Source organism: Cellulomonas sp. P4_B5_2 (assembly GCF_056402235.1).
In genome coordinates, this window is the sequence record NZ_JBFUHU010000067.1 from 1 (window position 1) to 12823 (window position 12823).

Genomic DNA, 12823 nt, shown 5'->3' on the forward strand with positions numbered 1-12823 from the left:
GCGTTCCGGAGCGCGACGGCCCGGCGCGGGTCTCCGCCGGTGCCGACGGCGACGGTGACGTCACCGGACCGCGCGACCGCCGGGGTCCAGGCGCTCGACGCGCTCGCGTCATCCGCCCGGACGCACCAGAGCCGCGACGCCTCGGCGTCCGCCGCCACCGCGTCGTCGACCGCACGGTCTCCGGTCGCGGTGTGCACCAGCCAGGCGTCCTCGAGGTCGGTGGCCAGGTACTCGCGTGCCCGCCAGGTGATGCGGCCCGCGGCGGCGTGCTCCGCGAGGTCCTCGCACAGTGCCGGCGCGACGATGACGACGTCCGCGCCGTCCTCCACCAGCCGCGCCGCCCGCCGGGCCGCGACAGGGCCCCCGCCGACGACGACGACGCGCCGGCCGGCGACGTCGAGCAGGAGCGGGTGCCGGGGCGTGCTCATATGCCCGCCCCCGCAAACCAGTCGTCGTCGTCCTGGGCGGCCGAGGTCGGCGCGAGGCGGTCGAGCAGCGTGGCGCCGATCATGCCCGCGGCCAGCGTGGTGCCGTCCGCGGGGTCGACCAGCAGGAACCCGCCCGTGCGTCGGTGCGTGGCGTACTCGTCGAGCACGATCGGCTCCGCCAGCCGGATCTTGACCCGGCCGATCGCGTTGAGCGTCAGCGCGCGCGGCGGGATGTCCGAGGAGGTGTCGGTGGCGTCGACCGCGTGCAGGGTGTCGACGCCGTCCCAGGCCTCGACGGTGAGCGTGTCGACGTCGAGGCGGGCGTTCACCTCGCGCAGCAGCGCCCGGACCGTGCGGGTGCCGACGCGGACCAGGAGGCGGGCGCCCAGGACGCTGCGCTTCTCGGCCAGCCAGCAGACCGTGCCCTCCAGGTCGGACCCGACGGTGACCGCGGCGGCCGTGGGCACGAGGACGTCGCCGCGAGCCACGTCCACGTCGTCGGCCAGCCGGAGCGTGACGGACTGCGGCGCGTGCGCCTCGGTGAGCGTGCCGTCGAAGGTGTCGATGCCGACGACCGTGCTCCGCTTGCCCGACGGCAGGACCGTCACCTCGTCGCCGACGGACACCACCCCGGACGCCACCCGGCCCGCGTAGCCGCGGTAGTCGGGGTGCTCGGCGGTGCGCGGCCGGATGACCACCTGCACGGGGAACCGGAACGGCTCCGACAGGGCGTCGCGGCCCACCTCGACGGACTCGAGGTGCTCCAKCAGGGTCGGCCCGTCGTACCAGGGCGTCCGCGTCGACCTGTCGACCACGTTGTCGCCGGCGAGCGCCGAGAGCGGCACCGCGGTGACGTCCGGGATGCCGAGGCTGACCGCGTAGGCGGTGAACTCGTCGGCGATGGCGCGGAACGTGGCCTCGTCGAAGTCGACCAGGTCCATCTTGTTCACGGCGAGCACCACGTGCGGCACCCGCAGGAGGGCCGTGATGGTCGCGTGCCGGCGGGTCTGCTCGAGCACGCCCTTGCGCGCGTCGACCAGCACGATCGCCAGCTCGGCCGTGGACGCACCGGTCACCATGTTGCGCGTGTACTGCACGTGCCCCGGGGTGTCGGCCAGCACGAACGCCCGGGTGGCCGTCGAGAAGTACCGGTAGGCCACATCGATGGTGATGCCCTGCTCGCGCTCGGCGCGCAGGCCGTCGGTGAGCAGCGCCAGGTCGACGTCGCCGCCCCCGCGGGCCAGCGTGGCGGCCTCGACCGCGCTGAGCTGGTCGGCGAGCACCGACTTGGTGTCGTACAGCAGGCGGCCGATCAGGGTGCTCTTGCCGTCGTCGACGGAACCGGCCGTGGCCAGGCGCAGGAGGTCCCGCGTCGCGTGCTCGGTCACCGTGGAGGTCTCCTCGATCGTCGCTGAAGCAGTGCTGGAGGCGGCGCCCATCAGAAGTAGCCCTCGCGCTTGCGGTCCTCCATGGCGGCCTCCGAGGCGCGGTCGTCGGCGCGCGTGGCGCCCCGCTCGGTGAGGCGGCTGGCGCCCACCTCGACGATGACCTCGGGAACGGTCGACGCGGTCGACTCCACGGCGCCGGTGCAGCTCATGTCCCCGACCGTGCGGTACCGGACGGTGCGCACCTCGAGCGTCTCGCCGGTGCGCGGGCCGCCCCACCCGCCGGGCGCCAGCCACATGCCGTCGCGCAGGAAGACCTCGCGCTGGTGCGAGTAGTAGATGGCCGGGAGCTCGATCTGCTCGCGCTCGATGTAGCGCCACACGTCCAGCTCGGTCCAGTTGGACAGCGGGAAGACGCGCACGTGCTCACCGGGCTTGTGCCGGCCGTTGTAGAGGTCCCACAGCTCGGGGCGCTGCCGCCGCGGGTCCCACTGACCGAACTCGTCGCGCAGCGAGAACATCCGCTCCTTGGCGCGGGCCTTCTCCTCGTCGCGACGCCCGCCGCCGAACACCGCGTCGAACCTGTGCGCGGTGATCCCGTCGAGCAGCGGCACGGTCTGCAGCGCGTTGCGCGAGCCGTCGGCCCGCTCGCTCACGCGGCCGTCGTCGATGGCGTCCTGCACGCTGGCCACCACGAGCCGCAGCCCGTGCTCGGCCACGACGCGGTCGCGGTACTCGATGACCTCGGGGAAGTTGTGCCCGGTGTCCACGTGCATGAGCGCGAACGGCACGGGAGCCGGCCAGAACGCCTTGCGTGCCAGGTGCAGCATGACGATCGAGTCCTTGCCGCCGCTGAACAGCAGGACCGGGCGCTCGAACTCGCCGGCCACCTCGCGCATGACGTGGACGGCCTCGGACTCCAAGGCGTCGAGCTGCGTCAGGGTGGYCGTCGTCATGTGTGCAACCCGCATTCGATCTTGGAGGTACCGGACCAGCGACCCGCGCGGGGGTCCTCACCGGGCGCGACCGCTCGCGTGCAGGGGGCGCAGCCGATCGAGGCGTAGCCCGCCTGGCGCAGCGGGTTGAGCACCACGTGGTGCTCCTCGACGTACGCGTCCACGTCGTCCTGCGTCCACGCGGCCAGGGGGTTGAGCTTGACCTTGCCGCGCTTGGCGTCCCAGCCCACGACCGTGATGTCGGTGCGGGTCGGGGCGTCCTCGCGGCGCATGCCGGTGATCCACACGGTGTACGGCTCCAGGCCGCGCTCGAGCGGCTCGACCTTGCGCAGGGCGCAGCAGAGGTTCGGGTCGCGATCGTGCAGCTTCGCGCCGTGCTCGGCGTCCTGCTCGGAGACGGTGCGCAGCGGCAGGATCGTGCGGAGCGCGATGTTCGTGAAGTCGGCGTAGTAGTCGCGCGTGCCGAGGGTCTCGGCAAAGTGGTAGCCGGTGTCGAGGAAGATCACGTCGATGCCGGGTACAGCCTCGGCGGCCAGGTGCACGAGCACCTCGTCGCCCATGGAGGACGCCAGCACCAGGTCGGTGCCGAACGTCTGCGCCGCCCACCGCAGGATCTCGGCGGGGTGCGCACCCTCCAGGTCGCGGCCGGCCTGCTCCGCGAGCTCCTGCAGGTCCGTGGTCGTGGTCATGAGCGCGCCACCAGCCCGACGAACCGCAGCCCGAACGCGCGCGTGCAGGAGCGGCACTCCCACTCGCCGTGCTTGTCGCCGGCGGGCCACAGGTCCTCGCTCGCGCAGAACGGGCAGTAGTACGGGACCGCTCGCTCGGAGCTGCTGGTGCTCATCGCAGGTCCTCCTCGTCCGCCCGGTGTGCCCACTGCGCGAACAGCTCGCCCTCGGTGCGCTGCTCGTCGAACTTGCGCGTGACGCGCTCGATGTAGTCCGGCAGCTCCTCGGCCGGCACGCGCAGACCGCGCAGCGTCTTGCCCAGCCCGCTGGTCAGCCCGAGCCCGCCGCCGAGGTGGACCTGGTAGCCGTCCTCTCCGTTCGCCAGCGCGCCCTTGAGTCCGATGTCGGCGGTCTGGATCCGGGCGCACGAGTTGGGGCAGCCGTTGAGGTTGATGGTGATCGGCTGGTCGAACGTGGGCAGCCGGTTCTCCAGCTCGCCGATCAGGTGCGTCGCGCGCGCCTTGGTCTCGACGATGGCCAGCTTGCAGAACTCGATGCCGGTGCAGGCCATGGTGCCGCGGCGGAACGTGCTCGCCGTCCGGACGTGCAGCCCGGCGGCCTCCAGCCCGTCGACCAGGGCGTCGACCTTGTCCGGCGAGACGTCGAGGATGACGAGCTTCTGCTCGACGGTCAGGCGGATCCGGGCGGAGCCGGCCACCTCGACCAGGTCGGCGACCTGCCCGAGCAGCTCGCCGGAGATGCGTCCGACGGTCGGTGCGACGCCGACGTAGAAGTTGCCGTCCTTCTGCGGGTGCACGCCGACGTGGTCGCGGCGGCCGGTGGGCGGCGGGGGAGGAGCGGGGCCGTCGGTCAGGGTCCAGCCCAGGTACTCGGCCTCCAGCACCTGCCGGAACAGCTCGGCGCCCCAGTCGGCGACGAGGAACTTCAGGCGTGCGCGCGTGCGCAGCCGCCGGTAGCCGTAGTCGCGGAAGATCCCCACGACGCCCGTCCAGACCTCGGGGATCTGGTCGAGGGTGACGAACGCGCCGAGCCGGACGCCGAGCTTGGGGTTGGTGGACAGGGCGCCGCCGACCCACACGTCGAAGCCCGGACCGAGCTCGGGGTGCACCACTCCGACGAACGCGACGTCGTTGATCTCGTGCGCGACGTCATGGTGCGGAGAGCCGCTGATCGCGGTCTTGAACTTGCGCGGCAGGTTGGAGAACGCCGGGTCGCCGATGTACCGCTCCGCGATCTCGCGGATGGCCGGCGTGCCGTCGATGATCTCGTCGGCCGCGACCCCGGCGACGGGGGAGCCGAGGATGACGCGGGGCGTGTCGCCGCACGCCTCCTGCGTGCTCAGGCCGGTGGCCTCGAGCCGACGCCAGATCTCCGGGACGTCCTCGACGCGGATCCAGTGCAGCTGGATGTTCTGCCGGTCGGTGATGTCCGCGGTGCCCCGGCCGAACTCGACCGAGACCTCGGAGATGACCCGCAGCTGCTCGAGGCTCAGGGCGCCGCCGTCGCAGCGGACCCGGAGCATGAAGTACTCGTCGTCGAGCTCGTGCGGCTCGAGGGTGGCCGTCTTGCCGCCGTCGATGCCGGGCTTGCGCTGCGTGTAGAGCCCCCACCAGCGCATCCGCCCGCGCAGATCCTCCGGCGCGATGCTCGCGAAGCCCTCGCGCGAGTAGACCGTCTCGATCCGGTGGCGGACGTTCAGGCCGTCGTCGTCCTGCTTGAACTGCTCGTTCCCGTTGAGGGGTTCGCGCTGGTCGAACGCCCACTGGCCCTCGGGGCGAGCTGCGGGCGGTGCGATCCTGGTGTGCGCCATAGGGGCGATATCTCCGGGAGAACGTGGACGTGCGCCTGCACCCACCGCTCGGGGAAGCGGTACTCCGGACGCAGACCGCGCGCCCGAGGGGGACGAGGGGCGGGGTCAGTTGCTCCGCGGACAGCAGCACACGCACAGGTCCGCGGCGGCGGTGCACATGCACCGACACGAGAGGCGGAACCCGGGGGCGATCACCCGACGAGGTTGTCACGCGCATGGGGAACGCGGGAGAGGGCGTCCGGATCATGAGATTGTGCGGCCGAAATGTGGGACGCGCGTCCAGAACGCGATAAGCAGACCAATCCGGTAGCGATTCGAGGCCGTCGCGACCGCGACGTAGGCTGCTCGATCGTGACCTCCCCGGACACCCTGAGCGGCGCCCCCAGCCTGACCGAGCGCCGGCCTGTCGTCCCGCCGGACCGTCTGTTGGCCGAGCTCGTCCCGCCGCGCCACTTCGCCGACGAGTCCTTCGCCACCTACCGCCCCGACCCCGCGCACCCGTCGCAGCGCGCGGCCGTGGAACGGCTCTCCGCCGCCGCGGAGGAGATCCAGCGGGGGCCGTCCCGCTCGTGGCTGAAGCGCGCGAGGCCGACACCGGTCGCGATCTACCTCGACGGCGGCTTCGGCGTCGGCAAGACCCACCTGATCGCCTCGCTCGCGCACGCCGTGGGGGTCGAGGACGCCGCCTACGGCACGTTCGTCGAGTACACCAACCTCGTCGGCGCGCTCGGCTTCCTGCCCACCGTCGAGGCGCTGGCCACGCGCCGACTCGTCTGCATCGACGAGTTCGAGCTCGACGACCCCGGCGACACCGTCCTCATGTCCCGCCTGCTGCGCGAGCTCGCCGACCGCGGGGTCGCCCTCGCCGCCACGTCGAACACCCTGCCCGGATCGCTCGGAGAGGGCCGGTTCGCCGCCGACGACTTCCTGCGGGAGATCCAGGCGCTCGCCAACCGGTTCGAGGTCCTGCGCATCGACGGGGTCGACTACCGGCACCGCGCGGTGGTCACGGACGCCGAGGGGCTGTCGGACGACGCGGTGCGGGCCGCGGCGGCCGGCCGGGAGGACGCGACGCTGGACGACTTCGGCGACCTGCTGGCGCACCTGGCGACCGTGCACCCGAGCCGGTACGGCGCCCTGCTGGACGGTGTCGGGCTCGTGGCGCTCACGGGAGTCCACGCCGTGCCGACGCAGGACGTGGCGCTGCGGCTGGTCGTGCTCGTGGACCGGCTGTACGACCGGGACGTGCCCGTGCTGCTGGGCGGCGCGGGGGAGAGCGATCTGTTCTCCGCCGACATGCTCGCCGGCGGCTACCGCAAGAAGTACTACCGCGCGCTCTCGCGCCTCGGCTCGCTCGCCGCAGACGGTGCCGCGCTCGTCGGTTAGGCGAGGACGACGACGGACCGCGGACGGGTGAGCACGAGCGCCCCTCCCGGCGTCGGTTCCACCGTCGCCGGGTCCCACGCCGCCGCCACGTCGACAGGGCCGTCGGCGTGCACGGGGATCGCGACCTCCTCGCCGGACAGGTTGATCACCACGCGCGCCGAGCCGCGGTGCAGCACCATCCAGCCGTCCCACGGGACGTCCTGCGGTCCGCCCTCGGTCGCTCCGCCCCAGACCAGGTCGGTCGCCGCGAGGTCGCCGGCCGCCAGGTCGGGGACGGTCCGCCGCACGGAGATCAGCGTCCGGTACCAGTCCAGCAGTCGGCGGTGCTCGGGGTGCGCCGGGTCGTCGAGCTCGTCGCGCGTGAGGACGCTGCCGCGGACCGTGTCCGGCGCCTGCGGGTCGGGCACCTCGATGTCGCCGCCGTACAGAACGTCCCACCCGTGGCCACCGAACTCGCGCCGGCGGCCGTCACGCACAGCGGCGGCAAGCTCCGGCTCGGGGTGGTCGGTGAAGAACTGCCACGGGGTGCGGGTGCCCCACTCCTCGCCCATGAACAGCATCGGGCTGAACGGGGACAGCAGGACCAGGGCAGCCTCCACAGCGAGGCGGCCGGGGTCGAGGCGGGCGGACGGGCGGTCGCCGAGGGCGCGGTTGCCCACCTGGTCGTGGGTCGACGCTGCGACGACGAACCGGTGGCCGTCGGTGCCGGGCGGGACGGGTCGGCCCCAGTCGCGGCCGCGGAACGTGGAGAGCCCGCCGTCGTGCAGGAACACGCCGGTCATGACCTTGTGCAGCACCTCGGGGGAGCCGAAGTCGCCGTAGTAGCCGTGCCGTTCGCCCGTGACCAAGGCGTGGATCGCGTGGTGCACGTCGTCGTCCCACTGCGCGGTCATGCCCCAGCCGCCGTCGGTGGTCGGGGTGACCGAGACGGGGTCGTTGAGGTCGGACTCGGCGATCAGGGAGAGCGGTCTGCCCAGCTCGATCGACAGCGAGGCCACCTCGTCGGACAGCTGGGCCAGCAGGTGCCGGTCCGAGAAGTCGATGAGTGCGTGGACGGCGTCCAGGCGCAGGGCGTCGACGTGGAAGTCGCGGAACCAGCGCAGCGCGCTGTCGCACACCCAGCGGCGGACCTCGGGGGACCCGGGCCCATCCAGGTTGATCGCGGAGCCCCACGGGGTCTGGTGCGCGTCGGTGAAGTACGGACCGAAGTCGCCCAGGTAGTTGCCGGACGGGCCCATGTGGTTGTGCACGACGTCCAGGCAGACGCCCAGGCCACGCGCGTGCGCGGCGTCGACGAAGGCCTGGAGCGCCGCGGGGCCGCCGTACGGCTCGTGCACCGCGAACGTGCCGACGCCGTCGTAGCCCCACCCCCGGACACCGCTGAACGGTGCGACCGGCATCAGCTCGACCAGGTCGACACCCAACGAGACCAGCTCGTCGAGGTGGTCGATCGCGGAGCCCAACGTGCCCTCGGCGCTGAACGTGCCGACGTGCAGCTCGTACGTCACGTGCCCGAGGGCGTCGACGCCCGCCCACCCGTCGTCGGTCCACCGGAAGGCGGACGCGTCGAACACCCGGCTGGGTCCGTGCACCCCGGACGGCTGCCAGGCGCTGCGCGGGTCGGGGCGGGGATCGCCGCCGTCCACCGAGAACGCGTAGTCGGTGCCGTGCGGCAGGTCGTTGTCGTCGGACCACCAGCCGTCCTCCGCGGAGAGCGGCGTGCGCGACGCACCCACGACGAGGTCGACGCGCGACGCCGACGGTGCCCAGACCCGAGCCCGCACCGGGGTCAGCTCTCCGCCCGCACGAGCAGGGCGACGGGCAGGCGGTCGAGCACGGGGGCGACGTCCACCACGCCGCCGGCGACGGGCCGATCGGTGAGCACGTCGTGCCAGTCGCCGTCAGGGAGCGCGACCGTGTGGTCCGACCAGCCGCCGAGGCGGTCCACCGCGGCGGCGAGCCGGGTGGCGACGACGGCGACGCGAGCATCGCCCGCCACGGTCCGGGCGTACGTGAGCGTGTGCCCCGAGGAGTGGGCCAGCGGCAGGAAGCCGCTGTCGGGTCCGACGAAGGCCTCGGGCAGGGAGCGGCGCAGGCGCAGCGCGCGCGAGGTGACGAGCAGCTTCTCGTCGGCGAGGTCCCGGGGGCCGGCGCCGTCGTCGAGCCGCGCGAGCCGGGCGGCCAGCGGACCGACGTCGACGTACCGGCGGTTGTCCGGGTCCACCAGCACCGGGTTCGGGACCTCGGTGCCTTGGTAGACGTCGGCGATGCCGGGCAGGGTCAGCTGCACCAGCTTCGTGCCCAAGGTCGCCGCACGGACGGCCGCGCGGGTCCGGACCTCCCAGCCGCCGAACAGCCCGGCGACCGTCGGGTCGAGCAGCGCCTGCCGCGCGGCGTCGAGCACGGCGCGCTCGTACGCCTCGTCGGGCGCGGTCCACGTGGTCCGGCTCTTCGCCTCGCGGATCGCCTTGGTCAGGTACTCGACCAGCCGGTCCTCGGCGATCGGGCCGTCGTCGGTCCACGTGCCGGCGAGCGTCTGCCAGAGCAGGTACTCCGTGCGGCCGTCGAGCAGGGCGCTGCGATAGGGCGCGGAGGCGGCGCGAAGCCCGTCGACGAGCGCGGACCACTCCCGCGGGAGCTCGCTGAGCACCCCGAGCCGTGACCGGGCGTCCTCGCCGCGCTTGGTGTCGTGGGTGGACAGCGTGGTCATGCCGAGGGGCGCGGAAACCTGCTGCCCGGCGGCCCACGCGGACAGGTCGGTGGGGGTGAGGGCGAACTGCTCCGGTGCGCCGCCGACCTCGCACAGGCCGGTCAGGTGGGTCCAGCGGTAGAACGCCGTGTCCTCGACGCCCTTGGCCATCACGGCGCCGCACGTCTGCTGGAACCGCACGACGAGCTCGTCGCGCCGGGCGCTGCGGGTCCGCCCCGCGCTGCCGACCTCGCGGCCGAGCAGGAGGTCGACGACGACGTCCATGGTCTCGCTGCGCTCCGGCGAGAGCCGCGCACGCGCGTGGGCCGCTGCGGTCTGCATCACGTCGAGCGACTCGGGGTGCACCGGCTCGCCGGGCACGACGTACGCGCGGTAGCGGTCGAACGCGACGAGCAGCTCGATCAGGCAGTCCTCGAGGGCGCGCCACGTGTGGTCGCGCAGGCGCAGGTCGTCGCGGCAGATGTCCGCCGCCAGCGAGGTCAGCCGGTGCACCTCCGCGTACAGGGGGCCGTCGACGATCTCGCGCTTGGCCTGCTCCGCGATCGCCGGGAAGGCGTCGGACGTGTCGTCGGTGAGGCGGTGCATGACGGCGCCGAGGACGGCCGCACCACCGGGGTCGACGAAGGTCTCCTGGATGCGCCAGAGCGCCTCGTAGCCGGTGCTTCCCGCGGTCTCCCAGTCGGGCGGCAGGGTCTCGGCGCCCTCGAGGATCTTCTCGACGACCACCCAGGCGCCACCGCTCGCCTCGCGCAGCCGTGCCAGGTAGCCGGCGGGGTCGGCCAGACCGTCGGGGTGGTCGATCCGCAGCCCGTCGATCGTCCCGTCCTCGAGCAGGGACAGGACCAGCGCGTGGGTCGCGTCGAACACCGCCGGGTCCTCGACGCGGACCGCCAGCAGGGTCCCGACGTCGAAGAACCTCCGGTAGTTGAGCTCCTCGTCGGCCACCCGCCAGTAGGCCAGGCGGTAGTGCTGGCGCTCGACCAGCTCCGCGAGCGACAGCGACTCGGTGCCGGGACGGACGGGGAAGACGTGGTCGTAGTAGCGCAGGACGGTGCGTGTTCCCTCGCCCGGGATCTCCACCTCGTCCAGAGCCAGCTCGTCGCGGCCGAGGACGGCCCCGATGCGGTCGCCGAGCACGGGCATGAGCACCGCGCCGTCACCCGCGGACCAGTCCACGTCGAACCAGTCGGCGTAGGGGGAGTCCGGGCCCTCGGCGAGGACGGACCACAGCGCCTTGTTGTGCCAGACCGGCGTCGGGACGGCCATGTGGTTGGGCACGATGTCGAGCACCAGGCCGAGCCCGGAGTCGCGCGCGGTCGTGGCCAGCCGGCGCAGGGCGGGCAGACCGCCGAGCTCGGGGGCGATCTCGTCGTGGTCGATGACGTCGTACCCGTGCGTCGAGCCCGGCGCGGCACGCAGGATCGGCGACAGGTAGACGTGTGTCACCCCGAGCGTGGCGAGGTACGGCACTCGCGCCGCGACGTCGTCGAGGGTCAGGTCCGTGCCCAGCTGGACGCGGTACGTGGAGACCGGCACGGGCCTGCCTGCCGTCGGCAGCCGGCGGGTGGGCGTCGGGCGCGGTTCGCTCATGCGCTGGGACGGGGTTTCGTCGTCCGGCGCTTCGGCTTCTCGTCCGCGGACTCCGTGCGCTGCCGTCGGCTCTTGGTCTGCTTGGCCGCCTCGCTCGCCGCCGTCGCGACCGCACCGATGCCCGACGACGTCGGCGACGGAGCGATCGAGGGACGGGTGAACACGATGATCGACTTCTCCCGGAGCTCGAGGCTGGTTCCCGCCGCGACCCTGCTCCCGGCCTCGATCTGCGAGTCCGTGTCCACGACCGCGGTCCACACGTCCCCGAACCGGCTCTGCGGGAGCGTGAACGTGGCGGCGTCGGGCTGCCCGTTGAAGAGCACGAGGAAGCTGTCGTCGACGATCTCCTGGCCACGCAGGTCGGGCTCGGCGATCGCGTCGCCGTTGAGGAACACCATGACGGCACGCGCGTGGTCGGCGGCCCATGCCTCGTCCCGCATGTGGTGACCGTCCGGCGCGAGCCAGGCCAGGTCGAGCAGGTCGGACTCGTCCGACAGGTCGGGCTCGCCGGCGAAGAAGCGGCGCCGCCGGAACACGGGGTGGTCCTGGCGCAGGCGCACGAGCCGACGCGTGAACTCCAGGAGGTCGGTCTTCTCCTGGTCGAGGTCCCAGTCGACCCAGGAGATCGGGCTGTCCTGGCAGTACACGTTGTTGTTGCCCTGCTGGGTCCGGCCCAGCTCGTCGCCGTGCGCGATCATCGGGACACCCTGCGAGAGCAGCAAGGTGGTGAGGAAGTTCCGGCGCTGACGCGCGCGCAGCGCGTTGATCGAGGCGTCGTCCGTCGGGCCCTCGGCACCGCAGTTCCAGGACCTGTTGTGGCTCTCTCCGTCGTTGTTGCCCTCGCCGTTGGCCTCGTTGTGCTTCTCGTTGTAGGACACGAGGTCGTTCAGGGTGAAGCCGTCGTGGGCCGTGAAGAAGTTCACGCTCGCGATCGGTCGTCGCCCCGTGTGCTCGTACAGGTCCGACGAGCCCGACAGGCGGCTGGCGAACTCCCCGAGCGTCGACGGCTCGCCGCGCCAGAAGTCGCGGACGGTGTCGCGGTACTTGCCGTTCCACTCCGACCACAGCGGGGGGAACCCGCCCACCTGGTAGCCGCCGTCGCCCACGTCCCAGGGCTCGGCGATGAGCTTGACCTGCGAGACGACCGGGTCCTGGTGCACCAGGTCGAAGAACGCGGACAGGCGGTCGACCTCGTGGAACTGGCGGGCGAGCGTCGCGGCCAGGTCGAAGCGGAACCCGTCGACGTGCATCTCCAGCACCCAGTAGCGCARCGAGTCCATGATCAGCTGCAGCACGTGCGGAGAGCGCATGAGCAGCGAGTTGCCGGTGCCCGTCGTGTCGAAGTAGTGCGCCTGGTCCTCGTCGACGAGCCGGTAGTASKYGGCGTTGTCGAKGCCSCGGAAGYTSAKYGTCGGGCCSAGGTGGTTGCCCTCGGCGGTGTGGTTGTAGACCACGTCGAGGATCACCTCGATGYCGGCCGCGTGCAGCTCCTTGACCATCGCCTTGAACTCCTGCACCTGCTGGCCGGCGTGCTGGAACGCGGCGTAGCGGTTGTGCGGCGCGAAGAACCCGATCGTGTTGTAGCCCCAGTAGTTCGACAGGCCCTTCTCGACGAGGGACGGGTCGTTGACGAACTGGTGCACGGGCATGAGCTCGACCGCCGTCACGCCGAGCGACGTGAGGTGCTCGATGACCGCGGGGTGGGCGAGGCCCGCGTAGGTGCCGCGCAGCTCCTCGGGCACGGCGGGGTGCTGCATGGTGAGCCCGCGCACGTGCGTCTCGTAGATGACCGACTCGTGGTACTCGTGCTGCGGCGGGCGGTCGTGGCCCCAGTCGAAGTACGGGTTGATGACGACGGAGGTCATCGTG

10 protein-coding genes are annotated in these 12823 nt (G+C 72.5%); 1 reads left to right on the top strand and 9 read right to left on the bottom strand.

Annotated elements, in window-relative coordinates:
- From AC1DUQ_RS06745 to AC1DUQ_RS06770, 6 genes are all read right to left on the bottom strand, one after another.
- The coding region (locus AC1DUQ_RS06745; RefSeq protein WP_477073538.1) for a precorrin-2 dehydrogenase/sirohydrochlorin ferrochelatase family protein at positions 1–428 on the bottom strand (428 nt) is incomplete at its 3' end.
- On the bottom strand, positions 425–1867 hold the full coding sequence (locus AC1DUQ_RS06750; protein ID WP_477073539.1) for a sulfate adenylyltransferase subunit 1: 1443 nt from the start codon (positions 1865–1867) through the stop codon (positions 425–427). The genes AC1DUQ_RS06750 and AC1DUQ_RS06745, both read right to left, overlap by 4 nt.
- Positions 1867–2769, bottom strand: coding sequence for a sulfate adenylyltransferase subunit CysD (cysD, locus tag AC1DUQ_RS06755; RefSeq protein ID WP_477073540.1), 903 nt, complete (start codon positions 2767–2769; stop codon positions 1867–1869). Before cysD ends, AC1DUQ_RS06750 begins: the two co-directional genes overlap by 1 nt.
- A complete protein-coding gene (locus AC1DUQ_RS06760; protein ID WP_477061828.1) occupies positions 2766–3458 on the bottom strand; it encodes a phosphoadenylyl-sulfate reductase in 693 nt (230 codons plus the stop codon). Before AC1DUQ_RS06760 ends, cysD begins: the two co-directional genes overlap by 4 nt.
- Positions 3455–3613, bottom strand: a complete 159-nt coding sequence (locus AC1DUQ_RS06765; protein ID WP_477061829.1) for a hypothetical protein — start codon at positions 3611–3613, stop codon at positions 3455–3457. Before AC1DUQ_RS06765 ends, AC1DUQ_RS06760 begins: the two co-directional genes overlap by 4 nt.
- The gene (locus AC1DUQ_RS06770) at positions 3610–5268 is read right to left on the bottom strand and encodes a nitrite/sulfite reductase (RefSeq protein ID WP_477061830.1); all 1659 of its coding nucleotides are present in this window, start codon (positions 5266–5268) and stop codon (positions 3610–3612) included. The genes AC1DUQ_RS06765 and AC1DUQ_RS06770 overlap by 4 nt, the downstream gene beginning before the upstream one ends.
- Positions 5269–5619: 351 nt before the next feature.
- Between AC1DUQ_RS06770 and zapE the strand changes: the two genes are divergently transcribed.
- Positions 5620–6654: a cell division protein ZapE gene (gene zapE, locus AC1DUQ_RS06775; protein WP_477061831.1), complete on the top strand. Its 1035-nt coding sequence runs from the start codon at positions 5620–5622 to the stop codon at positions 6652–6654.
- Here the strand turns inward: zapE and treZ are convergent.
- The 3 genes from treZ to glgX form a co-directional block, all read right to left on the bottom strand.
- Positions 6651–8438 (bottom strand): malto-oligosyltrehalose trehalohydrolase, encoded by a 1788-nt coding sequence (treZ, locus tag AC1DUQ_RS06780; protein ID WP_477061832.1) that lies wholly within the window; start codon positions 8436–8438, stop codon positions 6651–6653. The two genes, zapE and treZ, sit on opposite strands and share 4 nt — an antisense overlap.
- A 5-nt stretch (positions 8439–8443) precedes the next feature.
- The gene (gene treY, locus AC1DUQ_RS06785; RefSeq protein WP_477061833.1) at positions 8444–10954 is read right to left on the bottom strand and encodes a malto-oligosyltrehalose synthase; all 2511 of its coding nucleotides are present in this window, start codon (positions 10952–10954) and stop codon (positions 8444–8446) included.
- Positions 10951–12823, bottom strand: a 1873-nt coding sequence (gene glgX / locus AC1DUQ_RS06790; RefSeq protein WP_477073541.1) for a glycogen debranching protein GlgX, incomplete at its 5' end; no start/stop codon positions are given. The genes glgX and treY, both read right to left, overlap by 4 nt.

Bases quoted from the DNA above. Each gene is read 5' to 3' on its own strand.
- treY (WP_477061833.1), bottom strand. From the start codon at position 10,954: ATGAGCGAACCGCGCCCGACGCCCACCCGCCGGCTGCCGACGGCAGGC.
- AC1DUQ_RS06765 (WP_477061829.1), bottom strand. From the start codon at position 3,613: ATGAGCACCAGCAGCTCCGAGCGAGCGGTCCCGTACTACTGCCCGTTC.
- AC1DUQ_RS06760 (WP_477061828.1), bottom strand. From the start codon at position 3,458: ATGACCACGACCACGGACCTGCAGGAGCTCGCGGAGCAGGCCGGCCGC.
- AC1DUQ_RS06770 (WP_477061830.1), bottom strand. From the start codon at position 5,268: ATGGCGCACACCAGGATCGCACCGCCCGCAGCTCGCCCCGAGGGCCAG.